Raw genomic sequence first — 23,426 nt, 5'->3', positions numbered from 1 at the left:
CCTGCCACGTCGGGTGGCGCCTAACAATTCGTCCAAGCCGACGCCGCTTCGCGGCGCGGCTTAACTCAGGTGTTAGGCCTCATGCCGTTTTTCAGGGTACGTGTAGAAGGAACCGGAATCTCTGTCCCCATGGAAGATTCCGAGGCCGTCGGGTTCTTTGCAACGCGTGCTGTGCGGGCTCGCGGCGAACAAGAGGCTGTGGCGACGGTTCGCTCCATGATCGTTGCCGCGTGGACCACGGGAAAGTACGCTTCGTGGAATCACGGTGTGGCGCCTACGGTCCGTGTTGAAGAGGTCTGGCAGTCACCTTGGTTCCGGAACATTATGTTCAACAACGATGGCCACGTGTTCTATCCGGCTGAGGAAGCGGAAGATGAGGCCTAACAATTCGTCCAAGCCGACGCCGCTTCGCGTCGCGGCTTAACTCAGGTGTTGGGCCGCAAGGGCGGCACTCAGCCAAGCGAGGTTTTCCGTCATGGCAAAGGTCACCGGAATTGGCGGCGTGTTCTTCAAGGCGCGCGATCCGAAAGCACTCGCCGAGTGGTACCGCGACAACCTGGGCCTCGATGTGCAGCCTTGGGGTGGCGCGGCCCTTCGCTGGGGCACACCGGAGAACCCGAGCGGCACCACGGCGTGGAGCCTGTTTAGCGCAGACACCTCACACTTCGAGCCCAGCGCATCGCCCTTTATGGTCAATTACCGCGTGGATGACCTCACGGGCCTGTTGGCCACGCTCCGCGAGCGCGGCTGCGAGATCCTCGCCGGGCCTGACGAATCGGAGTACGGGAAGTTCGCCTGGCTGCTCGATCTGGAAGGCAACAAGGTCGAGCTGTGGGAACCTCCGGCCGGCGAATGATGCAACCATTGCGGCCCAACAATTCGTCCAAGCCGACGCCGCTTCGCGGCGCGGCTTAACTCAGGTGTTAGGCGGCAGGGAAAAATGATCGCACTCGTTCTAACAGCAGCACTCTTGGCCGGCTCTCCCGCATCTGCAGCTGAGCAACCCGAGCTCCAGTGCAATCTCGGCCCGGCAAGCGAGCGCGTTGGGGGCAATGATTGGATCGTCTACGGCTGCGCCGATGGAAAGTCGGTTGTGGTCGTTGCGGGTGCGCCCAACCCGGCCGCCCCTTTCGTCTTCATCCTCACGCCCGTCGGCGGCCAGATCGAGTTACACGGCGAGGGCAATGGCGCAAAGTCGGCCACCAAGCCCGCCTACGATCAACTCTCCGCCATGTCGGTCGAGGATCTCGCAGCGCTATACCGGAAAGCGTCGAGCGCCGCGGGGCGGTAAGCTGCCGCCTAACAATTCGTCCAAGCCGACGCCGCTTCGCGGCGCGGCTTAACTCAGGTGTTAGGCCGTGGATGAAGGTCTGATCGCACTCGAAAGACTAGAGGCTCTGTCCGCCCTCGGCCTAGCTGATTCATCGCTGCTGGGAGTTCGATGGATTGAGTCAGGCCGGGATCTGGAGATTGCTCTCCACCGTGCCTCCGCTGCGCCCATCCGGCTGGTGTGTAGCTGGGCGCACGAACTTGATATGCGCTTGGAAAGCTCTGCCGGGCACGGCGGCACTCCACTCATGTGGGAGGCGTCGCTGTCGGCCCATGCGGCCGGCCTTCGCCTACAGCTAGACTTTGCGGGCAGCGGGTCACTGGCTGTTAGCTGCTCCCAGCTCCGTTACGGGCCACTGGCCTAACAATTCGTCCAAGCCGACGCCGCTTCGCGGCGCGGCTTAACTCAGGTGTTAGCGCCCACACCGGGAAACAGACCGGCGCTTGAATGGTTTCATCGCGCACGAGTTCTTCTAGCTTGCGGCCAGGTTTGCGGGCTGCATCGCGCACGGCTGAGGCATCCCGGCTGTTGTCGTGGCGCTCGTTGGCTTCCGGCTTCGCCACACCATTCCGAGCATCGCCTTTCGTGCAACACTTTGGCTCCGTCGAGCAGCAAGCCCCTATCCGGGCGTGTGGGCTCTAACAAGTCGTCCAACCCGACGCCGCTTCGCGGCGCGGGTCAACTCTGGTGTTAGGCCCCTATGCCAGAGCTTACGCACGCCGAGTATGTGCAATTACTTCGCCGCGAGGCAGCTGAACTTGCCGGGCGTGTCTTGGCTGGAGAGACGTGCGTTCTTGAGTCGTCGCACCGCCTGTACGGGCTGATGAGCCGCGCTGAGGTTGCGGAATCTGACCCAGCGTTCGAAACATTCCGTTTGGTCTCCTCGGAAATCGATCAATTGCCGGTTGGTTCCGTGCGTCAGCACTAGGCTCCGGAAGCGCTTGCCGAGCTGGAGCCTGCGATAGCATCTGCAAGAGAATGGGCGCTACCCATGGTCCGCGAGGCGTGCGCAGATGTGGTGCAACGGTTCGGGGCCTAACAATTCGTCCAAGCCGACGCCGCTTCGCGGCGCGGCTTAACTCAGGTGTTAGGCCTCATGGAGAAGCTTCACTCGCGCTCGAGCCCGGCGATGGCGCTTACACGTCTGCGTAGCGTGATCGGCTGCGGCGTCCTCGCCTTGTTGTGCGGGTGTCACGGCGAGCCGTTCCGCACCCAGCTGCAAAACGGCACCGATGAGCAAATGTCGTTGGTCGCTCGTGGGCAGAGCAACCAGCTTGTGGTTCAAGGTAGCTTGGAGCCAGGCGCAGTGCTTAACCTCGTGGAGGATTTAGCCCAAATCCGTGAGGTCACGTATCAGGTCGGTGGTCACGAATGCCGCCTCCTGCGCCGAGATCTGGCGGGATTGGCGCGCAGTAGCCCGTCAGGCGCCAAGAGAATTTTGCTCAAACCATGCGGCGTCAGCCGGGGAAGTGGCAAAGCCATGAGGCCTAACAATTCGTCCAAGCCGACGCCGCTTCGCGGCGCGGCTTAACTCAGGTGTTAGGCGGCATAGGGAGCGAGACGCGTCGTGAATGAAGAACAGCCCCTTTCGTTGAGCGGTTCTTGCCACTGCGGAGCTGTCCGTCTCAGTTTACCCGCCGCACCCGAAACCGCCACGAGCTGCAACTGCTCCTTGTGCCGGCGCACGGGAGGCATCTGGGCTTATTACGAACTCGGTAGCGTCTCTATCCAAGGTCATCCGGAGAACACGGAGAGCTACGTGTGGGGTGATCGCAGCCTCAGCAATTTCCGTTGCAAAACGTGCGGCATTGCTACCCATTGGGAACCCATAGAACCCAAGCGCGGCGCTCGCCACGGAGTGAACCTCCGCAACTTTGAGCCGGGGCTGCTAGCCTCAGTCACTGTCCGGCGGTTCGATGGCGCGGATACATGGAAATTCTTGGATTGAGCCCGTCCACCTTCTCGCTGGCGGCCCTCGCAATTTCGCAGGTGCCGCCTAACAATTCGTCCAAGCCGACGCCGCTTCGCGGCGCGGCTTAACTCAGGTGTTAGGCGCCATTGGAGAGTTCTTTGCGCACGAGAGCAGGGGTATTTCGCCGCGTTCTAATTATCGGCAGATATGCATTCAAGTTGCCGCGTGTCAAAACCTTTTCTTACGCACTGCGATGCAATCGTTGGGAAAGAGAAATGTGGCGTACGTGGAGGCCGAAATTTAATTGGCCACACCTGTGCCCAATCCTCTTTGCGGACCCAGTTGGCTTGGTTGTGGTAATGCCTCGCGCTGATCAGCCAGTGTCCTCGCAAGAGGCTCACGACGCGTACGGGGACTACTACCCGAATATCACAGCAGAGCTGAAGCCGCAGGATTACGGACGCGTCCACGGGAAGGTCGTAGCTCTAGACTATGGCTTCCCATTGGCCGACATGATTAGAGAGAAGCGCAGCTACTATGAGTCTAAGCCGCCCGGGCATGTCGCCTAACAATTCGTCCAAGCCGACGCCGCTTCGCGGCGCGGCTTAACTCAAGTGTTAGGCCCCGCATGAAGATTCTAGGCGCGTGCATATTCACTTCGTGCTTCCTAGCGGCGTGCACGCAGCACACAACGGCAGCACTGCCTGCTTGCCGTTCGAAAACGCCTGAGGTGCAGGCCAATGTGCCGCCGCCATCTGCGTCGCAGCGCGAGTATTCGGGCTCTATCGTCCTTGCCCTAACAGTTGAGAAGCCGGGCTACGTGTCTGCCGTGAAACCGGTGGCGATGGATCTAAGGGCAGTCGGGCCTGTAACCGGGCCGCCGTCTCGCGAAGTTGATAACCTGGCATCGGCGGCACGGCGCTGGCGCTTCGTTCCGCAACCGGAGCGCTGTCTATTTATCCACCGGGCGGTCCTTGCGTCGGCGGGGCCTAACAATTCGTCCAAGCCGACGCCGCTTCGCGGCGCGGCTTAACTCAGGTGTTAGGTGCCACATGAACCTTCGTAGGAGTCGACATGCCTAAGAACAGAGGTGCACCACTTTTGCGCAGGAAGGAAGTGCTCGCCCTGCTCGGCTGCAACGAGCATGCCTCCCGCGCTTCGTGGTCGCATGATCTTGGCCCATGCATCGTGTTCGATGCATGGGAACATCAGTGGCTGCCGATGGGTGAAGCTGCCTTAGGCCGATACCCTCTGCGGACAACGGGCGCCCACTACAATCTTGAAGAGTCTCGAACTAATCCAAGGCGGGGCCACACTCGTTGGCAGGCACACGTGGACCTTGTGGCCGCCGGCAGATCGGCCAAAGCCATTGTTCCTGTCGCGAATGACCCGCGTGCAAAGCCGAACAAGGGTGCCAAAGGTTGGCGGCCGATCGTCGTCGAAGGACACGTCGAGCAAACGAGCGATCAGCAGGTTTGGTTCTGCACGGATAAGGTTGTCGAGTTCCCCCGCAGTGGCACCTAACAATTCGTCCAAGCCGACGCCGCTTCGCGGCGCGGCTTAACTCAGGTGTTAGGCCTGTGGCACATACCTCTGCAGCCATTGAAGTTGACCGGGCTCTTACGGGTGAAGAAGTCGCGTTGGTCCGGTGGCTGCTCGAGCATGGCGAAGCGGACAATGCCACCTACCTGGAACAGCTCAAGCTGGCTCGTGTTCGTCGGCTGTGCCCCTGCGGGTGTGCGAGCATCGACTTTTCCGTAGCTGGACAAGTGCCTCCGAGAGGTGGCATGGATGTCCGCTCTGATTTTCAGTGGCGTAGCGAAGCCGGGCATCTCAACGGCGCCTACGTGTATGCCCAAGGCGGGATACTTGCCGGCCTGGATCTGTGGTCGATTGATGGCGGCGAAACGCCTGATACGCTTCCGTCAACAAAGGCCTTGGTGCCGTATGGCAGCCCACAGGCCTAACAATTCGTCCAAGCCGACGCCGCTTCGCGGCGCGGCTTAACTCAGGTGTTAGGCCGCTAACGTGATCCCGCAGCTATCGCCGCATCAGCGTCAGAGAGTGAGTCGCGCCCTGAGGTGGTTGCTGGTCGTATTTGCATTTCTTCTGGCGCTTGGCAAGATCGGGCACTACCGCAAGTGGAGTGGCAATCCTGGCTGGGTTTCTGGGCTGTCCTGGTCGGAGCTACTCGCGCAAGCGCCCGTGTACCTCGTTCTGGCTGTGTGCGCGGGCATACTTGGCTACCTGTGGCCAAGCCAACCCAAGTGAACTGCTCGGGCACGCGGCCTAACAATTCGTCCAAGCCGACGCCGCTTCGCGCCGCGGCTTAACTCAGGTGTTAGGCCCTATCGTGGAGAGAGCCATGAAAAGCGTCGCCTGTCCGAACCTGCTGGGGTGTCTGGCCGCTCTCCTAAGCAGTGCCGCCACCGCAGGTGAAAAGGCCTATGTGCCGGTGCCTCCCACGGCAATGCACGCAGAGGTAAAAACCTCCTGCGTCCCGGAGGAAGCGACGATCACGGTCAAGCGGGACCATGGGTTTAAGGGCTCGGGCATCCATTCAGACTTGGTCGTCGACGGGAAGCCGATTGCAGAGCTGCGCCCAGGTCAGACAGTTACCTTTTGCCTGCCGGCCGATGAGCACATCGTCGGTGTCACCTGGTCAATGTTGGGTGGCTTTTCCAACAACAAGCGCGAGATCGCTGCGGAGATTCGGGCGGGAAAGAACTACTTCTTCCGCATATTTATCCTGCACGCTCAAGGCGCAACGATCGAGCGAACGGCCGAATAGGGCCTAACAATTCGTCCAAGCCGACGCCGCTTCGCGGCGCGGCTTAACTCAGGTGTTAGCGCCCACGCCGGGATGCTCTCCGGTTGTCGGGCTGATCGCTCCTCGAACTTCATAGCTCACGGCCACATCGGCTTGCAGGTTCAGTGCTGCAAGCTCGCGCCGCTCCAAGTTCTCAGCCACGGTCAGTGGCCGAACGGCGGCGCCAACTTGCCGGCTGCATCCGGTCCGGCCCAGTCACCGCTTCCGCTGTTCGGCGCGCCTGCGGCGCCCCGCTCCGACTCTTCTCGCCGGTCTCGCCTGCGTGCCACACTCCGGCTCGTGAGCCAGCAGGCCAAGTCCTCGTCGCGTGGGCTCTAACAATTCGTCCAAGCCGACGTCGCTTCGTTCCGGCTTTGCAGTGGCAGGTACAGCTTGCCACTGCAAAACCTCCACTACGCGCCGCGGCTTAACTCAGGTGTTAGGCATCAAATGGAAGTAGCTCGCAAGCTGGTCCTCGATGAAGCAATCGAATGGCCGAGCGCGGATATCTCGTTCGTCTGGGACTCGCAAGCTGACGCCTCGTTCGTCGCCACAATGCATTTCTCTAGAGTGATCGGGCTCCCCGAGCGCGACCTGAAGCTGAATTTCGGGCGGCCGCTAGCCGTATCGTGGGAAGACGAGTACTTCGACCACATTCCATGCCCGAGCCCGATTCCGCGCTGCGCCCTCCCTCGGCTGGACCACTACGCCTACCCGATAATCTGGGTTGAAGGGTCGGCATGGGCAGATCGCTACGCGGCGTCGCTCTACACCGAAGAAGAGTTTCAGAGTCACCCAGTTCGGCACTACTTGCTTGTGGCAATGAATGACATCCTCCACGTGTTGGCCAAGCAGCCGCCTGTTGCCACTTGGGTGCCGTCGGTTGATGCCTAACAATTCGTCCAAGCCGACGCCGCTTCGCGGCGCGGCTTAACTCAGGTGTTAGCGCCCTAAGCCATGCAATACAGCTCCCCCAAACAAGCTCGCATTGCGCTTTCGGCGCTTCTCGTCGTAGCGCTGAGTGCGCTCGCACTATGGAACCACCTGTTCCTGATGCGATTTCATCGGATCGAGGCGAATTCGGCTGAAGCGGTTGGTTCTGTTACCGGTCTTGAATGCTCCAATCATGGAAAGATCCACTACCGCTTCACGGCTCACGGTCGCAACTGGAACAACTCCGGCTTCTGCCCAATGGAGTGTGCTCCAGCTCGTATTGGCGATCCGGTAACGGTCGTATTTGAAGCACGCGACCCGCACAATTCTGTGTGCACAAGTGCCGCTACGGAACTGGATCGCTGGAGCGGGAACTACTTCGCATTGTTTGTCGCCGGGGCTTTGCTATTCATCGGCATCCTTCGCGCTACAGATCCCGATGAAGTATCCGAATACGGGCGCTAACAATTCGTCCAAGCCGACGCCGCATCGCGGCGCGGCTTAACTCAGGTGTTAGGCGCCACAGACAGATCAAGGCAAGTCGAAGAATGAGTCCGAGCACCTGGCAGGTCCAAACGATGGCGTCGGGTAACCTCAGCCTTGAGATTGATCCGGACATGAGTTGGGAGCGTTTCCCTGTGGCTGCAAAGGCATTCCTTTCGCAGGTGCGCGGCATCCCGCTTCTGAAGATCAGCACCCCAGTCGAGCGGCTCTGGATCGTCTTGGTTGGCTTTAGGCTTTTCTGGCTCGCAGTAGATGAGATGGGAATGTCCCTCGACTCAATTACAAAGCACGGCAACAAGGTCATACTTACTGTCGCAGGGCGCCAACAGCCGGGTGGCGCCTAACAATTCGTCCAAGCCGACGCCGCTTCGCGGCGCGGCTTAACTCAGGTGTTAGGCCCCAATGGCAGTCACTAAGCGGCTCGCAGTGTGGCAACTCGCAGCAACCGGGCCAGGTGCTGTGATCCAAGCCGTGAGCGGTTCGGCCTCGGTATTTGAGTCTGGTGTCGGTCAGCTGTTTGCCCATGCTTGGCTTGCCCTTAGCCTGGCAACAGTTGCGGCCGCTGCACTGAAGGCGTACGACAATCGCCAGATCAAGTGGCTCATTGCCATACTCTTCATCTGGCCCCTCATGTACCCATACGTGTTCAGGTACGCCCATGCGAGCCGGTACTAGCTTGGGGCCTAACAATTCGTCCAAGCCGACGCCGCTTCGCGGCGCGGCTTAACTCAGGTGTTAGCCAGCCATGAAACGCATTAACGCGGCCAGCGTCGCCTTACTCACGGTCAGCTTCGCGGCGGTGAGTGGCGCATGGATGTATGGGCAGAGCACGCGGAATGCCCCCTCGATCACAATCGACCATTTCGCGCTCGAAAAGCTGGCTGCTAATCGCTTTGAAAACGGTCGCGGACTATCGCCCTGCGAGGCGGACGAATTCTCTCGCTTGGAGGCTGCGCGATCGGAACTCGCTCGAAAGGGCATCATTGATCGCGATGTCATTGCGTTGGTGACACCGACGTTCTCTGGCGCCGAACTGCTTTCCGTGAGCAATGGCCATCTAACTGTATTTCGCTACGCGGGCGAAACCGGCTTCATGCCTCCTGACCAGTGGTTCTCGCGGCCAGATGGCCCGTCGACAACCATCGCGCTGACACCACTGGAATACGAAAAGGTACTAAGCCCCCTTTCCCGCAATGTTCGATATGCCATGACTGCACGAACCAGCGGGCTCGATGGCAACAGCTACTACTTCGCAAGTGGAAGGGAGAGCTGCGCGTATGCCTGGTCGCCGCACGGCAACGGTCCTGCCAGCCTTATCGCCACGATCGTCAATGAAGCATCGCAGGGTGCGGCGTCGCGCCGCAAAATTGTGGCGCTCGCCGGAGCGATTGCTCGCGCGGATGGCGGGCGCTAGGCTGGCTAACAATTCGTCCAAGCCGACGCCGCTTCGCGGCGCGGCTTAACTCAGGTGTTCGGCGGGTAGCCCAAGCGTCACGGGGCCGGAAGGCATGAGTCTATTTGCGAGCGTGCGCGCAGACTGCAAGCATTCCTACTGGGGCCGCCTGTGAACGCACCTTCCGTGAGCCTGTTACGCCTCAATGTTCTGCGCGCCTTCTATGCTGTCATGGCCTTCGGGCTTGCCACCGTCGTCTGGCCCGCCATCGTTGCGCCCCCCGCCGACATGTCGCTCTCGGGCAGCGTGGTGCACGGGCTGCTCGGCGGCGTCGGTGTCATGGCGCTTGTAGGCATTCGCTACCCGCTGCGCATGCTTCCACTCCTGCTATTTGAGCTGATCTGGAAGATCATCTGGGTTGGGGCCTATGTGTTTCCTTGGTGGCGTTCCGGGCACCTTCCACCAGGCTCGCTGGAGAACTTGGCGCAGTGCGTTTTCGGCTTCGTGTTTATTCCGTTGGTATTGCCGTGGCGATATGTCATCCGCCAGTATGTTCAGGCGCCCGGTGAGCCTTGGCGAAAGGCGCCTGTTGAACAACGGTACGCCGCCTGACAATTCGTCCAACCCGACGCCGCTTCGCGGCGCGGCTTAACTCAGGTGTTAGCCATCAAGGAGTTCTCCATGCGTCTCGCACCTATGTTTCTAGCTCTTGCACTAGCCTTCATCGGTACCACCGCTGCAAAAGAGCCCGAGGTCGGTTCGGGTTCGAGCTATTCGGACAGTCTTCGCGAGGTCTACGGCGCCGTACAGTCGGCAGAGGCTTTCCGTGACATCTGTACCAAGCACTTCCCGAGTCAACGAGCGGGCAACGATGCGGCGTACGCGAGCTGGCGCGCGCAGTACGGTCCGTTTTTGACAGAAATGGACAGCCGGTACGCCGCCTTGAATGTTAGGGCCGCCAAGGTAAAAGACGGAACGAACGCAGAGTTGTCCACCGATTCCCGGGCTTCCTTCGCGCTGACCAAAGATAAAGCGGAGAAAGTGCTAGTGGGGCTAGGGCCCGATGGCTTGCTCGCCTTGTGCCAGAGTTACCCTAGGCTTCTCGCGTCACCGGCCATGGATTTGGAACACGTGCACGAGCAGAAGGTCAAGGTCATCCGAGGCGTTCAGGTGGACGGCTAACAATTCGTCCAAGCCGACGCCGCTTCGCGGCGCGGCTTGACTCAGGTGTTTGGCGGCAGGGGGACATCAGAGCGCCGTGCACGAAGAAGCTACCCAGTTCAGTCGAGCAGACGTGGCGGCTCAGCTCGCGGCCCGTGCGTGCTTGCGCCGCCGTCTGGCGCCCGTCTGGGTACTGGCTATCGTCTACCGGATGGCAGCGTGGAGTTTTGTCGGCCACTTTCACCTCACGCCCGAGAAACGCCTTGCGGTGCTCGGAGGACCGCCGCTGATCGCGCTGTTCTTAGTTCGTCAGCTGCAATGGTCAGTCTTGGCTTGCCATCAGCTTCGGTGTCCTGCCTGCGCGCACCTGCTCGCCTCCGATCGTCGCTGGTCGATTCGTCCAAACGGACACCGCTTCTCCGCGCGGCTTAACTAAGGTGTTAGGCATCAACAATGCAGCATCTTTGGCCGACAACTTCCTTACGCACGCTGCTTGTCGGCTTGCAGGCATTTCAGGTTGTAGTGCTCTGGCTGCACGATTGGGTCCCGCTGGGCAGGCTCAACGACCCTGCGGCGATGCGATCGGAAGATGGAATCGCCCGACTTCTTTGGATCACGCTGTTGCAGAGCCTGCCGTGGAGCGTCGGGCTGGCCGGCTCACTGACCTATGGGTCTGCGCCGTACCCGGGCTGGCTGTGGCACTGGCTGTGGGTGAGCTACCTCATCCTGCTCGCCGGGGAGCTTCGGGCTTGGTGGTGGCCTTACCTCGTCCGCCCCGATTCGCAGCGCGCCGAGCGGTATCGGCGCATGTTCGGCCACACGCACGCGTTCCTGCCGAGCCGCAACGGCCTTGTTCCAAACACGCTCCACGTGGCGCTGCATTCGGCGACAGCGCTCACCGTCGGCCTGCTCACCTTTCTTCACTTCAGCGGGCACGCTCGCTAGGCTGACGCCTAACAATTCATCCAGGCGATGCCGCTTCGCGACGCGGCTTAACTCTGTTGGATGTCACTGCAGCTCAACCGCAACTGGAGGCTCTATGAACCGCTTCGCCTTGTTGTTGCTTCTTGCGTTTGTGGTGCCCGCCAGCTGCCTGGCTGCTGAGCCGGTGAGCTTCTACGGGTCTATCTGGGATAACGGCGGCGTCAGCCTTCGGTTCGATGACATCATCCCGCCCGGACAGAAACGGACGATGGAGCTGCCTGCGGGGCAGATCGTCGAAATGTCGGTGGATGCCGCTGGCGTGCCGACGGTGCGCATGGTGGACCGATCGGGCAAGGAGCTGCACTCCAGCGTCAGCACGCCGGACGGGCCCAATCCGTTGCACTTCATGTACGCACTATGCCGCCGGGGCGTCGTGGCCTACTCAAGCCCGCCGGTACCCCACAAGTCCGGCTGCCCGTAGAGTGACACCTGTCAACTTGGTTCGAAACGACGCTGCAGCGCGGCGCCGCTTGGATCACGCGGCAGGTCACAGGGGAACGTATGCAGTTCTTTGAGTACGGAAAGCCCGACGGGCAGCCGCTCGTGTTCCTTCTCGGCACGCCTCACACCGGCGATAGCGTTGCCGAGCTGTCGGAACTCGCGTCGGAGCAGGATATTCGCCTGATCTGCCCCACCCGCTCCTGGTATCTCGATGCGGCGGCCAAGCCGTCATTTGAGTCCTGCTCGCGATCCGTCCTTGCCTACCTGGCGCACGCCGGGATCGACCGAGCTGCGGTAATGGGTGGCAGCGGGGGCGGCCCCTTTGCACTTCATCTGGCTACGAACAACCCCAGCTACTTCAGCGGCTGCTACCTCGTGGCCTCTATGGGCGACCCCCAGGTCTTTAAACAGACGGTCGCGTCGACGCACACGAAGACACTTCTCGAGCTGTTCGGTAGCAGTAGCTACGATCAGTTTGTATCGCAGCTCGGCCAATGGGGCGTCCCCCCGCAGCTGGCCCACGGCGTGTGGGCGGATTTCGACGTGCTGCTTGGCAGCTGGGACGCGATTCACTTCCGCAGCCCGGTGCGCGTGTTCATCCACCACGGCGAGAACGATGACAACGCACCGTTGGAGAGCGTCAGGTCTCTCGCTGCCCAACTCAGTTGCGCGGAGCTGCGCCTCTCACCCCACGCGTCGCATCTCGGGCTTGCGAACGACAAGGAACTCACGGAGTTCAGAGCCATCTTTTCAGAGGCCGCCCGCCACCTTTCGGCTCCGGCGTGACGATTCCTGCCAGCCGACTCCACGTCGCAGCGGCACTTGATTCAGGCGTTCGGTCCGTGCCAAAGGCTCCCGCCAGCTTGAAGAAGCGCATTGTTGCTGCGCTGGCGGCCGCGATCCTGTGCCTCACAACTCTGGTGCTCGTCATCCGGCTTCGGACTGACCAGCTACTTTTCCCGAACGTCCCGGGCACTTCGACTGCGCCGGTTGTCGCATCGCTCGCGGCTGGTCGCTCGTCCTCTGGTCGCATGCTGCTGCGAGGCTACGGTGTTGATCGGCTGGGTTGCGTCCTCTTCTTTCCCGGGCAGCACGGAGGCATTGCGAACTACGAGAAGACGTTGATTCCGTCTCTGGCGTCACAAGGCATCAGAGTGTTCGCCGCCTCGTACCCTGGCCAGGACGGCGCACCGGGCGCGGCGGACGTTGACGGCGTCAAAGTTCAGGCGTCCAAAGCGGTGCTGTTCGCGTCTGGCGTCTGCGGCCCCGAACGTACTGTCGTTGTCGGCCGCTCCCTCGGCACGATGGTGGCAGCAGAGTCGCTTAATACCGTACCTGCTGCGGGGCTGGTGCTTATAAGTGCGGCGCCGTCGCTGTCTGCCGCCTTCCATGCCCAGCTCCGCACGCACTGGTATACGCGTCCACTTCGTATGCTGCCTGCGTCGGCTTTCGTACAGCGCGATATCTCGCTCACTGGAGCCCTTGGCGAGCGCTCCCTGGTACCGCTCGTAATCTTCCAGGGCACCCGCGATCTGCGCACACCCCTGGAGCTGCTGCGAATTCCCGGGGTCGTTCCGCACGGAGCGCAGATAGTGATGGTGGCGGGCGGAACCCACGAAAACACGTATCTCCTCGCGAACCACCGGATCGTGGAGGCTGTCAAATGGCTGCTCAGCAGCCACGAATCCGACAATTCTTCCGCGCCGAATCCGCTTCGCGGCCCGACATGACGCAGGTGTTGACCCCTCAAGGAGAGCTGCGTGCGTCGGACAGCCCTTGTTGTGCTTCTCGGACCCTCGGCCGCCTCACACGCGGGCCCTCTCTAAGCAAACGCCTGCCCCCATGAAACCTGGCCCGTCACGGTCAATTCTGCGGTGGCAGACCTGCCCCCACGGCTCGACACCCGTGCGAGGTGGGCGATACGGACGACTCCAGAAGACCAGCCCGGTATCTAGCAGCGCGGTCTCGGAAGTACGGCTCGAACCCGCTACGGCCTGCTGCAGGGAATGAAGCGCTTGCGCATTCGGCCTGCGGTCGGCCGTGCGGCTCGGAGGAGGCCTCCCGAAGAATCATCGAGTCGCTGCGGACGGCGTTGCCGAAGAAGGGCTGACACTTCGTCGAACCTGCCCTCGCTTCGCTGCGCGGCTCAACGTCGCTCCTTCAGACCTTCGGCCAGATCAGCGCGCTCTGTGCTTGCTTCGACGATCCCGACATCGCCGAGGTTCCGTCCGTGACTTCCGCCATACGGTTCGCTTTGCACTCCACTGCTAGGCTGGCAGGAACAACCCGGCCGATGCGTCATGGAAAACTACAGAAACCTTACCGCCCGGCAGCTCGCGATGATCGCCGCATGCACCGCGCTGGTTGCCGGGCTGACGCTGCAGCGAAACACTGTACTGGGCGTTCTTGTCTTCGCAGTTGCCGTCGCGTTTGGCATCGCGGCGTACAGGAAAGCTCGCAGGTCTCCGCTGGATGCCACGCCCAAGTAGGCCGGACGTAAAAGTTCTTCGCAGCGACGCCGTGTCGCGCTGCGGCCCAACTCAGGTGTCACACTGCTGATGAGTATTGTCGGGAAGCGACCGGAGATTAGTGGCATCGCCGAGGCGTTGGCCGCGCGCGAACCCTTGTTCCATCGGCCGGAATTCGGCACGGCCCGGCAGGATTTCGAAAGGATGATGGCCGCGGAGTTCTGGGAGGTGGGCGCTTCCGGCCAGATCTACTCGCGGGCCTTTGTTCTCGACACGCTCGAACAACGGCATCGTGCGCCCGTGACCGAGGATCTGAGCGTCACGGGCTTCGGATGCCAACAGCTTGCTGCCGACCTGTTCCTGGCCTCCTACACACTCGACCAGTCAGGCCGAATCAGTAGAAGAGCAACCCTCTGGCGGCAAACGCCTGACGGTTGGCAGGCCGTCTATCACCAGGGCACGATCGTGGCGTGCGGTTCATAGCCCGCTGGAGCCGTGGAGCGGCGTGACAATTCGTTCAAGCCGTCGCGCGTGACTCTTAGATTCGGCCTCAAGCGGAAAGCACGCAATTGCCGCGACAAGTTCCAGCGGATGCACCTGCGGCTCCATCCGCTATGCATGCGAAGGCGACCGGGTCGCGATGCTGCGTGCGATGGCCTGCTTGCCGCCGACACCTCGTCTAACTCGACGCGGCTTCAACGGCGCGAGTTAGCCGCCGTATTTGGGCGCACGCGACTGGATCTGCAATCGACGTTCCCACCGTAACCGTACGACGGCCGCGTGGTGCCGCAGCCACCTTCGCGTCGGGACCTCATCGTTGCATCGCGGCACCGGCGCTCCGCCTCGAGCAAACCATGCCGGTCTGTTCGCACTATTGCGGCGTGGATCTCGAACGGCGCGCACCGTGAGGAATGCAGCCGGCGCTCCGAGGCCCGCACGACGTAGCAGACGGAACCGGGCTCGGCGTCACTGTCGTTTCGGCCGTCCGTCCCGAGCGGCAACGCCTCCGCCGTCACGTCCGGGACGCGAGTCCCACGGCTGTCGCGGCCGCTTTCCAGTTAGCGCGCCACCTGCACTTACCCGGGTCAGGGCGGCGCCCGGGCCGGCGTTTGCAGCAACCACGATTTTCCGCCGACGCCGGACCGACGCGCGCGGCCTACAATCGTGCGATGGAATATCAGCTCATCATCAAACTCTGGCGCAAATCATTGGCTGATGAAGGCTTCGTTGCATCGGTCGAAGACCTCTTCAAGGAGGCTCTGGGTGCGTCGGTCGAGCTGGAGGGCTACGACGTCAGCGCCAAGGAGATCAACTTCTTCATGCTGACCGCGGATCCCAGGGTGACGTTCCGGCGCGCGCGCGACGTCCTCGAAAAGCTCGGCGTGGTTAACGGATTGTCTGCGGCGTACAGGCTCAATGGTGGCGCGCAGCTCACGTCGATCTGGCCGTTGCGTGCAATGCGCAAGTTCAAGCTGCCGTAGGCAGCTGCGGCGTGACATGGCGAGTGCGGTCCTCGGCGCGACGCGACTGCGGCGACGCGCTCTTGCCGGGTCGCAGACGTTTAAGCTGCGGTGGCGCTAGCGAAAGCCGCGCCACGAGGCCTGCTCGATGCCTCCGACGGCCACTGGCGGGTAGGCGGTGTTCGGCCATGCTCGGAAATGGGGTTGGGCGCCGACAGCCGGGTACGCTGGCGGCCGGGCGCCGCTGAGTCGCGACGCCCGCCACGCGCTGCCCGGGATCAACCACTACGACTCGCAATGAGAAACCGAATTTGAACGCCGACGCGCTCTGCCTCGCCGCCGACTGGCTCTACGGACAGACGGGCGAGCAGCGGCACTACCTCGTCCGCGCTTCGCTGCGCGGCGAGTCCATCGGGCAGGCGCATGGCTGGTTCGAACCGGGCGGTCGGTTCGTTGTGGAAAAGGTGGAGATCGCGACCGCACATCGGTCTCGGGGCCATGGAAGCGCTTTGATCGACGCGTTGCGCGCGCAGGCACGGGAACGCGGCTGCACGGCGTTCGTCTTCAAGGGCGTGCGCGCCGCCAACAGCGGAGCGATCCGGCTGTACGAAGCGATGGGTGCGGAAGGCGTACCGGCATCGGACGGCCTGCTCGATTTCGTGATCTCGCCGCCCTGAGCTTCGCCGGCGGCGCAGTGCCGTAGCCGCGTTGCAAGACGGGCGTCGCGCCGACGCCGGCAATCGAGCCGGCGATAGTCCGTTCGCCCAATCGTTGCGAGGCGCGGGGTCCGCGCACGCCCGTGGCACGGCACCGCGTAGTCGCGCTGGCCGATGGATGACGGCGGGGAGTCGCATGGTGCCGCGCCAGTGGCCGCAGGGTCTCCCGATGCCGATGACGTAGTCGCCCCAGGTCCGCCCGCCGGGCCCGGCGACCCGTCCGAGCCCGGCCACGCAACCCCCGCACTGCCATGCCGGCCGCATACGCGACCGCCAGGCCACGAGCCCCGCCACGAAAGGCCTCTGCGCCCTGAGCCCACGGCAATCCGCACCCCTTTGGCGCCGCCAACGCGGCGCCTCCACGCCCGCCCCGCCGGTTTCCCGCCGCCGCACTGGCACACCCCTTGCTTCGACCTCGTCGAGTCCAAGCACTGGCGGCCGCAATGACCGACGCGATTTCCTCTGTCCTGTCCCAGATCCGCGCCCACCAGTCGCGGATGAATGGCATGGCCGACATCGCCTCGGGCTCGGCGATCGGCCCGACGGCGGGCGCCGCCCCGGCCGCCGGCAGCGGCTTCGGCACGGCGATGTCGAATGCGATCGACAACGTCAGCAAGGTCCAGAACGACGCGAGCGACCTGCAACGCGCGTTCGAGCTCGGCGATCCCAAGGCGGACCTGGCCCGCGTCATGGTCTCCATGCAGCAGTCGCAGGTGGCGTTCCGGGCGACGGTCGAGGTGCGCAATCGCCTCGTCCAGGCGTACCAGGACGTCATGAACATGCCGATCTGACGGCCGCTCCATCCGCCGACCGACGAACCGACGAGACTCCAAGATGGCCGTGATCGCCCTTCCCAAATCCTCCGAGAACCTGCAGAAGCTCGGGCGCCTGCAGGACATCCCGGCCGTGCGGCAGATGGGCATGATCGCGCTGGTCGCGGCCGCCATCGCCGCGGGCCTGTGGCTGTTCTTCTGGTCGCAGAAACCCAATTACGTGCCCGTCTACGCGGGCCAGGACGCGAAGTCGACCGAGGACGCCTCGCAGTTGCTCGTCAGCGCGCAGATCCCGTACCGCATCGACTCCGGAACCGGCGCGCTTGCCGTGCCGGCCGACAAGGCGGGTGAAGCGAAGATGGCGCTGGCCTCCGCCGGGCTTCCCGCCAACGGCGAGAAGGGCTTCGAGGCGATGGAGGGCGACCAGGGCTTCGGCACCAGCCAGTTCGTCGAGAACGCGCGCTACCAGCACGCGCTCGAGACCGAACTCGCCCGCACCATTTCCAACCTGCGCCCGGTGCGCGAGGCGCGCGTGCACCTCGCGCTGCCGAAGCCGAGCGCATTCACGCGCGACAAGGAGGACGCCAGCGCGTCGGTCGTGCTGCAGCTGCGCAGCGGCGCCGCGCTCGAGCAGGGCCAGGTCGACGCGATCATCAACCTCATCGCCACCAGCGTGCCCGACCTGCCGACCACTCGCGTCACCGTGGTGGATCAGTACGGACGCATGCTTTCCACGCGCGACCCGACCTCGGCCGAAGCCGTCGGCCAGCAGCAGTTCGACCAGCAGCACCGGCAGGAAGCGGTCTACGTGCAGCGAATCGAGCAGCTGCTCGAACCCATGACCGGCCCCGGCCGCGTGAGCGCGCAGGTCAGTGTCGACATGGATTTCAACGAGACCGAGGAAGCCCGGGAAACCTACGGCCCCGACGAGAAGGTGCGCAGCGAGCAGGTGTCCGAGAGCGGCGATATCGGCGCGATGGCTGCGGCCAACGCAGCATCGGCTGCAAATGGCGCACCTGCCCAGGGCGTGCCGGGCAGTGCCAGCAACACGCCGGCTGCTGCAGGCGCGGCGCCCGTGGCGAGCGCCGCACCCGCGCGCACTGCCCCGATTCCGGCGGGCACGCAGGGTTCGCGCAACTCGGTGCGCAACTTCGAAGTCGATCGCACGCTTACCCATACACGCCAGGCGCCCGGCAAGATCCGTCGCGTCACCGCGGCTGTGCTGGTGGACAACGTCCCGGCGGGCTCGCCGGCCAAGGACGGCAAGTCGAAGTTGCGCCCGCTGACGACGGCCGAGCAGCAGCGCATCCAGATGCTGGTGCAGCAGGCGATCGGTTTCGACGCGCAGCGCGGCGACGCGGTGTCGGTAGTCAACGCCCCGTTCGCCCGCGACGCCGGCAGCGACGAAGGCGATTCCACGCCCATCTGGCAGGATCCGCACGCACGCGACCTGCTGCGCATCATCCTCGGCGGCATCGCCGTGATCATCCTGATCTTCACCGTGTTGCGCCCGGCATTCCGCCAGCTGCTCGCGCCAAAGATCGTGATCCCGCACCAGTCCGCGGTCGCCTCCATCGTGGCGGAGGAGCTGCAGGAGACTTCCAGCCAGCGCGTGCCCCGCGCAACCGGCGACCCGGCGCTGCCGACGGCTGCGATGCAGTTCGACCAGAAACTCGAAGTCGCGCGCGGCGCGGTAACCAGCGACCCCAAGCGCGTGGCGCAGGTGGTGCGCGACATGGTGGCTTCCGATGGCTGAGCCCCAACTCTCCGGCACGCAGCGCGCGGCGATCATCCTGCTCACGCTAGGTGAGCAGCAGGCCGCCGACGTGCTCAAGCACATGAGCGCGAAGGAAGTGCAGAAGCTCGGCATCGCGATGACGTCGGTCAGCGCGGTCACGCGCGACCAGGTGGTCGACGTGGTGGACGACTTCGTTGAAACACTCAACCAGCCCAGCGGCCTCGGCCCCGGTGCGGACGAATACGTGCGCGCGGTGCTGGTGCAGGCGCTGGGAGAGGACCGCGCCTCAGGGCTCATCGACCGCATCCTGCTGGGGCGCAACACGTCCGGCCTCGACAGCCTGAAGTGGATGGAACCGCGTGCCATCGCGGAGCTCGTGCGCAACGAACATCCACAGATCATCGCGATCGTGCTCGCGCACCTCGACGCGGACCAGGGCGCCGAAGTGCTCAAGTGCCTGCCCGAACGCGTGCGCAGCGACGTGCTGGTGCGCATCGCCACGCTCGACGGCGTGCCGCCTCATGCGCTGAACGAACTCAACGACGTGATGGCCAAGCAGTTCGCCGGCAGCCAGAACATCAAGTCGTCGACGCTCGGCGGCGTCAAGGTCGCCGCGAACATCCTCAACTTCATGGACGGCGGCCAGGACGAGGCGATCCTGGGCAGCATCGGCCAGATGGACGACACGCTGTCCAACCAGATCCGCGACCTGATGTTCGTGTTCGACAACCTCGGCGAGATCGACGACCGCGCGATGCAGTCGATCCTCCGCGAGGTGCCGAACGACAAGCTGGCCGTCGCGTTGCGCGGGGCGGACACCAAGGTCAAGGACAAGATCATCGGCAACATGTCGCAGCGCGCGGCGGAAATCCTGAAGGACGACATGGAGGCGCGCGGCCCGGTGCGGCTTGCCGACGTCGAAGGCGCGCAGAAGGAAATCCTGCAGATCGTCCGCAAGATGGCCGACGAAGGCACCATCCAGCTCATCGCCAAGGCGGAGACGTTCGTATGAGCGACGCCGCGGTGCTGCGCTGGATCGCGCCGGGGTTCGAGCCCATGCGCCATGTCGATACGCCGCAGCCACCGAGCGTGGAAGAGCTGCAGTCGATCACCCAGGCCGCGTACGAAGACGGTTTCCACCGCGGCCATGCGGAAGGCCTGGCGACCGGGCAATCCGATGTGCGCCGCATGGTCGCGCAGATGGAAGGCATCCTCGACAGCTTCACGCGGCCGCTCGCGCGACTGGACGGCGAGGTTTCCGATGCACTGGCCGACCTCGCGACGCGCATCGCCGGCACGCTGGTCGGCCACGCCTATCGCGCCGATCCGACACTGCTCGCCGACCTGGTGCGTGAAGCCCTCGATGCGGTGGGCAGCAGCTCGCGCGATGTCGAGCTGCGCCTGCATCCCGACGACATGGGCTTGCTGATGCCGCAACTCATGACGCTCGATGGCGTGCGCCTGACCGGCGACACCACGCTTGCACGCGGCGAACTGCGACTGCACGGCGAGAGCATGCGCATCGACGGTCGGCTGGATGCGCGCCTGCGCGCCTGCCTCGACGCGATCCTCGACGCCCCCAAGGGGCATGCATGAACACCAACGTCGCGGCAGCGCAGTGGGAAGAGGCACGCAACCTGCGCCTGGCAGCGCGGCTGGCGTCGGCCGTCCCGCAGGTCGCCAACGCGGGCCTGGCGCGCGAAGGCGTGTTGCGCCGCGCCGTGGGGCTGACACTCGAAGCGAGCGGTTGCTCCGCGCCGATGGGGTCGCGCTGTCGCGTCGAAGTCGCCGGAGGGCGTTGGGTCGACGCCGAAGTCGTCGGATTTGCCGGTGACCGCACGTTCCTGATGCCGACGGCGCACCTCGAAGGCCTGCTGCCGAATGCACGCGTGGTACCCAACCGCATGCAGGGCGAAGTCGCCGTGGGCGAAGGCCTGCTGGGTCGCGTGATCGATTCCGACGGAGTCCCGCTCGACGGCCGCGGCCCGATCCGCGCCGAAGGCCATCAGGGCCTGGCCGGCGTTTCCATCAACCCGCTCATGCGCGAACCGATCACGCGTTCGCTGGACGTCGGCGTGCGCGCGATCAATGCGCTCCTGCCCATCGGCCGCGGCCAGCGCGTCGGTCTTTTCGCGGGCTCGGGTGTCGGCAAATCGACGCTCCTGGGCATGATGACGCGCTACACCGCCGCGGACGTCATCGTCGTCGGGTTGATCGGCGAGCGAGGCCGCGAAGTGCGCGATTTCGTCGACGCCACGCTGGGCGAGGAAGGCCTGCGCCGCGCGGTCGTGGTTGCGGCGCCGGCCGATCGTCCGCCGCTCGCGCGACTGCACGGTGCCTTGCGCGCGACCGCGATCGCCGAGTACTACCGCGACCAGGGGTTGCACGTCCTGCTGCTGATGGATTCGCTGACGCGCTATGCGCAGGCGCAGCGCGAAATCGGCCTGTCCGTCGGCGAGCCGCCCACAACGCGCGGTTATCCGCCAAGCGTGTTCGCCAAGCTCCCCGCCCTTGTCGAACGCGCCGGCAACGGCGCCGATGGCCGCGGCTCGATCACCGCGTTCTACACCGTTCTCACCGAGGGCGACGACCAGCAGGAGCCGATCGCCGATGCCGCGCGCGCGATCCTGGACGGCCACATCGTACTGTCGCGTCGCATCGCCGATTCCGGCCAGTACCCGGCGATCGACGTGGAAGTTTCCGTGTCGCGCGTCATGCAGGACATCACCGACGCGCCGTGGCGCGAGCGCATTCGCAAGCTGCGCCGCCTGATGTCGGCGTACTCGGCGCAGCGCGACCTCATCGCCATTGGTGCCTACCAGCGCGGCAGCGATCCGACGGTCGACGAAGCGCTGGCCCGCTGGCCGGCCATCATGGATTTCCTCGGACAGGATGTCGCCGAAGCCGCGAACGTCGAACAGAGCAAGGCCGAGCTGATGCGCCTTCTCGACGACGGCGCCGGCATCCCCCTCTAACCGGACGCCCCGATGGCCCCCCGCTCCCAACGTCTCGATCCGATCCTGCAGATCAAGCAGCGCCAGCAGGATGAAGTCGCTCAGCAGGTCGCCGCGCGCGAAGCGGCGCACGCGCAACAGCAGGAGCGCCTGGATGCGCTGCAGCGCTACGCGGCCGAATACACTCAGGCCCCGACGCAAGGCGCGATGATCAATCCCGCCCTGCTCGCCAATCGCGTCGCGTTCCAGTCGAAACTGCAGCAGGCCGTGCAACAGCAGGCACAGGTCGTGGACCGCACGCGCCAGGCCACCGAAGTCGAACGCGCCAGGTTGATGCTGGCGAGCCGCGAGACGCACGTGCTGCAGAAGCTCGCTGCTAGCTATCGCGCCGACGAGACGCGCCTCGCGAACGTGCGCACGCAGAAGGAACTCGACGATATCGCCGGGCGCCGGAAGGGCGTCGCGCTGGGCAGCGAAGGCTGAGCACGATGAACATCGATCGCTCGTTGCCGCAGCCGGTGGTGGCGAAACCAGCCGACGCCCGCGTCGAATCCAAATCACTCGATCCCGGGCGTCCCGCGTTCTCGCTCCCGCACGAGGACGTGGCGAAGCTGCCGGTGGATGAAAAGCGCGCGTGGTCCCAGCGTCGCAACGACGCGCACGATCGCACTACAGGCGAGCCCCCGCGCGCGCAGGCGACATCGGATGCTGCGGATACCGAAACGCCCACGGCCACGACGACGCGCGACGACGCGCAGGCAGCGCAAGCGGCCGACACGAAACCGCAGGAAGGCCCGAACGCGGCCGCACGGCGCGCAGCACGCGACGCGCGATCTTCCGGCGAGCCGAACGATACAAACGCCGCACGCTCGGACGCCGCGACCGCATCGAGCAAACCATTGGCCGCCGACAGCGCAAATCGGGTCCCCGCACCGAGCGATGCCACAACCGATCTGCCGGACCGGATGCTCGCGCTGCTGTCCGGCGACGCGCTGGCTGCCGCGTTCACGAGCGCAGGCGTGGCCACGGCCGTGCCCACGGCGTCGGAATCAACCGTCGCGGCGGCGCCAACCAGCCCGGCAACGACGCCGGCACCGCTTTCAGCGGGCCCACTGGCGCGTATCGACGCGGGTGCAACGGGCGCCACTGCGAAACCGGGACCCGCCGCGGCATCACTGGCAAATGCTGCGCCCGCATCCGCTACCGTTTCCATGTCGTCGACCTCCACGTCGTCGGCGGGCGGCGACACGTTCGCCGCGCTCGCCGCCCTGGTCGACCGCCCGCGCGGCACGACATCGCCCGACGCTACGCCGGACGGGACGGCATCCGCCATCGCACTCCCGCTCGCGCGAGGTCTCGACGCCGTGCAGGGCGCCACGCGCGCGAACGCGGTGGAAGCCCCTGCCCCGCTTCCACTGATGCTCAACGCCAACTTCGACGACGGGCTGGGCGCGCGCGTGGTGTGGATGGCCGAGCAGCGCATCGACCACGCGCAGATCCGCGTCAGCCCCGAGGCGCTGGGCCCGATCGACATCCGCCTCCAGGTGGACGGCCATCGCGTCAGCGCGCAGTTCCACGCAGCGAATGCCGACGTCAGGCAGGCGCTCGAGTCCGGCATGGACCGGCTGCGCGACATGCTGGGCCGCCAGGGCATGGAACTCGGCCAGGCGCAGGTGGGAAGCGGCTCGCGGCAGGATCGCAGCGGCGGTGGCTCCGGCCCCGCGATGCGCGATGACGCCGCGACTGGGGGCGACGCGACCAGCTCGGAGCCAACGGTCACGCGCGTTGCGCTGCTGCGCTCGCGTGGCCTGCTCGACGAATACGCCTGAGCGCGGCAGGCGGGCCCACCT

The 23,426-nt window shown here is 64.3% G+C and carries 29 protein-coding genes; 28 read left to right on the top strand and 1 reads right to left on the bottom strand.

Translation table 11 applies throughout. The features are described 5' to 3' along the window. Positions 1-129 precede the first annotated feature (129 nt). From FW784_RS04295 to FW784_RS04265, 6 genes are all read left to right on the top strand, one after another. The gene (locus FW784_RS04295; protein WP_149352131.1) at positions 130-384 is read left to right on the top strand and encodes a hypothetical protein; all 255 of its coding nucleotides are present in this window, start codon (positions 130-132) and stop codon (positions 382-384) included. A gap of 91 nt (positions 385-475) precedes the next feature. After that, positions 476-856, top strand: coding sequence for a VOC family protein (locus FW784_RS04290; protein ID WP_149352130.1), 381 nt, complete (start codon positions 476-478; stop codon positions 854-856). Positions 857-940: 84 nt separating this feature from the next. Next, on the top strand, positions 941-1,291 hold the full coding sequence (locus tag FW784_RS04285; protein ID WP_149352129.1) for a hypothetical protein: 351 nt from the start codon (positions 941-943) through the stop codon (positions 1,289-1,291). Positions 1,292-2,897: 1,606 nt separating this feature from the next. Next, positions 2,898-3,278 carry a GFA family protein gene (locus tag FW784_RS14960; RefSeq protein WP_149352128.1) on the top strand — a complete coding sequence of 127 codons (381 nt, stop codon included), beginning with the start codon at positions 2,898-2,900 and terminating at the stop codon, positions 3,276-3,278. Between the two features lie 1,544 nt (positions 3,279-4,822). After that, complete coding sequence (locus tag FW784_RS04270) at positions 4,823-5,209, top strand: hypothetical protein (RefSeq protein WP_149352126.1); 387 nt, start codon at positions 4,823-4,825, stop codon at positions 5,207-5,209. A gap of 398 nt (positions 5,210-5,607) precedes the next feature. Then, on the top strand, positions 5,608-6,033 hold the full coding sequence (locus FW784_RS04265) for a hypothetical protein (RefSeq protein WP_149352125.1): 426 nt from the start codon (positions 5,608-5,610) through the stop codon (positions 6,031-6,033). Positions 6,034-6,081: 48 nt separating this feature from the next. Here FW784_RS04265 and FW784_RS14810 read toward each other — a convergent pair whose 3' ends face one another. Beyond that, positions 6,082-6,213, bottom strand: coding sequence for a hypothetical protein (locus FW784_RS14810; protein WP_268890884.1), 132 nt, complete (start codon positions 6,211-6,213; stop codon positions 6,082-6,084). A gap of 288 nt (positions 6,214-6,501) precedes the next feature. Here FW784_RS14810 and FW784_RS04260 point away from each other — a divergent pair, with 288 nt between their 5' ends. From FW784_RS04260 to FW784_RS14260, 22 genes are all read left to right on the top strand, one after another. Then, on the top strand, positions 6,502-6,945 hold the full coding sequence (locus FW784_RS04260) for a hypothetical protein (RefSeq protein WP_149352124.1): 444 nt from the start codon (positions 6,502-6,504) through the stop codon (positions 6,943-6,945). Positions 6,946-7,008: 63 nt separating this feature from the next. Beyond that, positions 7,009-7,449 carry a DUF3592 domain-containing protein gene (locus FW784_RS04255; protein WP_149352123.1) on the top strand — a complete coding sequence of 147 codons (441 nt, stop codon included), beginning with the start codon at positions 7,009-7,011 and terminating at the stop codon, positions 7,447-7,449. A gap of 83 nt (positions 7,450-7,532) precedes the next feature. After that, positions 7,533-7,832: a hypothetical protein gene (locus tag FW784_RS04250; RefSeq protein ID WP_149352122.1), complete on the top strand. Its 300-nt coding sequence runs from the start codon at positions 7,533-7,535 to the stop codon at positions 7,830-7,832. 401 nt (positions 7,833-8,233) lie between these two features. Next, positions 8,234-8,902 (top strand): hypothetical protein, encoded by a 669-nt coding sequence (locus FW784_RS04245; protein WP_149352121.1) that lies wholly within the window; start codon positions 8,234-8,236, stop codon positions 8,900-8,902. A gap of 165 nt (positions 8,903-9,067) precedes the next feature. Then, on the top strand, positions 9,068-9,493 hold the full coding sequence (locus tag FW784_RS04240) for a hypothetical protein (RefSeq protein ID WP_149352120.1): 426 nt from the start codon (positions 9,068-9,070) through the stop codon (positions 9,491-9,493). Between the two features lie 69 nt (positions 9,494-9,562). Continuing rightward, on the top strand, positions 9,563-10,063 hold the full coding sequence (locus FW784_RS04235) for a hypothetical protein (protein ID WP_149352119.1): 501 nt from the start codon (positions 9,563-9,565) through the stop codon (positions 10,061-10,063). A gap of 76 nt (positions 10,064-10,139) precedes the next feature. Further along, on the top strand, positions 10,140-10,478 hold the full coding sequence (locus tag FW784_RS14615) for a hypothetical protein (RefSeq protein ID WP_205123558.1): 339 nt from the start codon (positions 10,140-10,142) through the stop codon (positions 10,476-10,478). A 140-nt stretch (positions 10,479-10,618) separates the two neighbouring features. Continuing rightward, on the top strand, positions 10,619-10,987 hold the full coding sequence (locus FW784_RS04230) for a hypothetical protein (RefSeq protein WP_149352118.1): 369 nt from the start codon (positions 10,619-10,621) through the stop codon (positions 10,985-10,987). Between the two features lie 94 nt (positions 10,988-11,081). Beyond that, a complete protein-coding gene (locus tag FW784_RS04225; RefSeq protein WP_149352117.1) occupies positions 11,082-11,447 on the top strand; it encodes a hypothetical protein in 366 nt (121 codons plus the stop codon). Between the two features lie 80 nt (positions 11,448-11,527). Then, positions 11,528-12,253 carry an alpha/beta fold hydrolase gene (locus FW784_RS04220; protein WP_149352116.1) on the top strand — a complete coding sequence of 242 codons (726 nt, stop codon included), beginning with the start codon at positions 11,528-11,530 and terminating at the stop codon, positions 12,251-12,253. 77 nt (positions 12,254-12,330) lie between these two features. Further along, entirely contained in the window at positions 12,331-13,197 is an 867-nt protein-coding gene (locus FW784_RS04215) for an alpha/beta hydrolase family protein (protein WP_149352115.1), read from the top strand. A 570-nt stretch (positions 13,198-13,767) separates the two neighbouring features. Next, complete coding sequence (locus tag FW784_RS04210; RefSeq protein WP_149352114.1) at positions 13,768-13,956, top strand: hypothetical protein; 189 nt, start codon at positions 13,768-13,770, stop codon at positions 13,954-13,956. Positions 13,957-14,025: 69 nt separating this feature from the next. Beyond that, a complete protein-coding gene (locus FW784_RS04205) occupies positions 14,026-14,418 on the top strand; it encodes a nuclear transport factor 2 family protein (RefSeq protein WP_149352113.1) in 393 nt (130 codons plus the stop codon). Between the two features lie 686 nt (positions 14,419-15,104). Continuing rightward, positions 15,105-15,416, top strand: a complete 312-nt coding sequence (locus FW784_RS04200) for a hypothetical protein (protein ID WP_149352112.1) — start codon at positions 15,105-15,107, stop codon at positions 15,414-15,416. Positions 15,417-15,706: 290 nt separating this feature from the next. Next, a complete protein-coding gene (locus FW784_RS04195; RefSeq protein ID WP_149352111.1) occupies positions 15,707-16,072 on the top strand; it encodes a GNAT family N-acetyltransferase in 366 nt (121 codons plus the stop codon). 482 nt (positions 16,073-16,554) lie between these two features. Continuing rightward, positions 16,555-16,902 (top strand): flagellar hook-basal body complex protein FliE, encoded by a 348-nt coding sequence (fliE, locus tag FW784_RS04190; protein WP_149352110.1) that lies wholly within the window; start codon positions 16,555-16,557, stop codon positions 16,900-16,902. A gap of 52 nt (positions 16,903-16,954) precedes the next feature. Continuing rightward, positions 16,955-18,640 carry a flagellar basal-body MS-ring/collar protein FliF gene (fliF, locus tag FW784_RS04185; RefSeq protein WP_425481586.1) on the top strand — a complete coding sequence of 562 codons (1,686 nt, stop codon included), beginning with the start codon at positions 16,955-16,957 and terminating at the stop codon, positions 18,638-18,640. Further along, a complete protein-coding gene (gene fliG / locus FW784_RS04180; RefSeq protein ID WP_149352108.1) occupies positions 18,633-19,634 on the top strand; it encodes a flagellar motor switch protein FliG in 1,002 nt (333 codons plus the stop codon). Before fliF ends, fliG begins: the two co-directional genes overlap by 8 nt. Next, positions 19,631-20,218 (top strand): FliH/SctL family protein, encoded by a 588-nt coding sequence (locus tag FW784_RS04175; protein WP_149352107.1) that lies wholly within the window; start codon positions 19,631-19,633, stop codon positions 20,216-20,218. The genes fliG and FW784_RS04175 overlap by 4 nt, the downstream gene beginning before the upstream one ends. After that, complete coding sequence (gene fliI / locus FW784_RS04170) at positions 20,215-21,597, top strand: flagellar protein export ATPase FliI (RefSeq protein ID WP_149352106.1); 1,383 nt, start codon at positions 20,215-20,217, stop codon at positions 21,595-21,597. Before FW784_RS04175 ends, fliI begins: the two co-directional genes overlap by 4 nt. 12 nt (positions 21,598-21,609) lie before the next feature. Beyond that, a complete protein-coding gene (gene fliJ, locus FW784_RS04165) occupies positions 21,610-22,059 on the top strand; it encodes a flagellar export protein FliJ (protein ID WP_149352105.1) in 450 nt (149 codons plus the stop codon). Positions 22,060-22,787: 728 nt separating this feature from the next. After that, a complete protein-coding gene (locus tag FW784_RS14260) occupies positions 22,788-23,405 on the top strand; it encodes a flagellar hook-length control protein FliK (protein WP_187770670.1) in 618 nt (205 codons plus the stop codon). Positions 23,406-23,426 lie beyond the last annotated feature (21 nt).

The sequence above is a fragment of the Cognatilysobacter lacus genome, from assembly GCF_008274655.1.
GTDB lineage: Bacteria > Pseudomonadota > Gammaproteobacteria > Xanthomonadales > Xanthomonadaceae > Cognatilysobacter > Cognatilysobacter lacus.
Note: the sequence above shows the minus strand (reverse complement) of the source record. Positions and strands in the feature narration are given on the sequence as shown.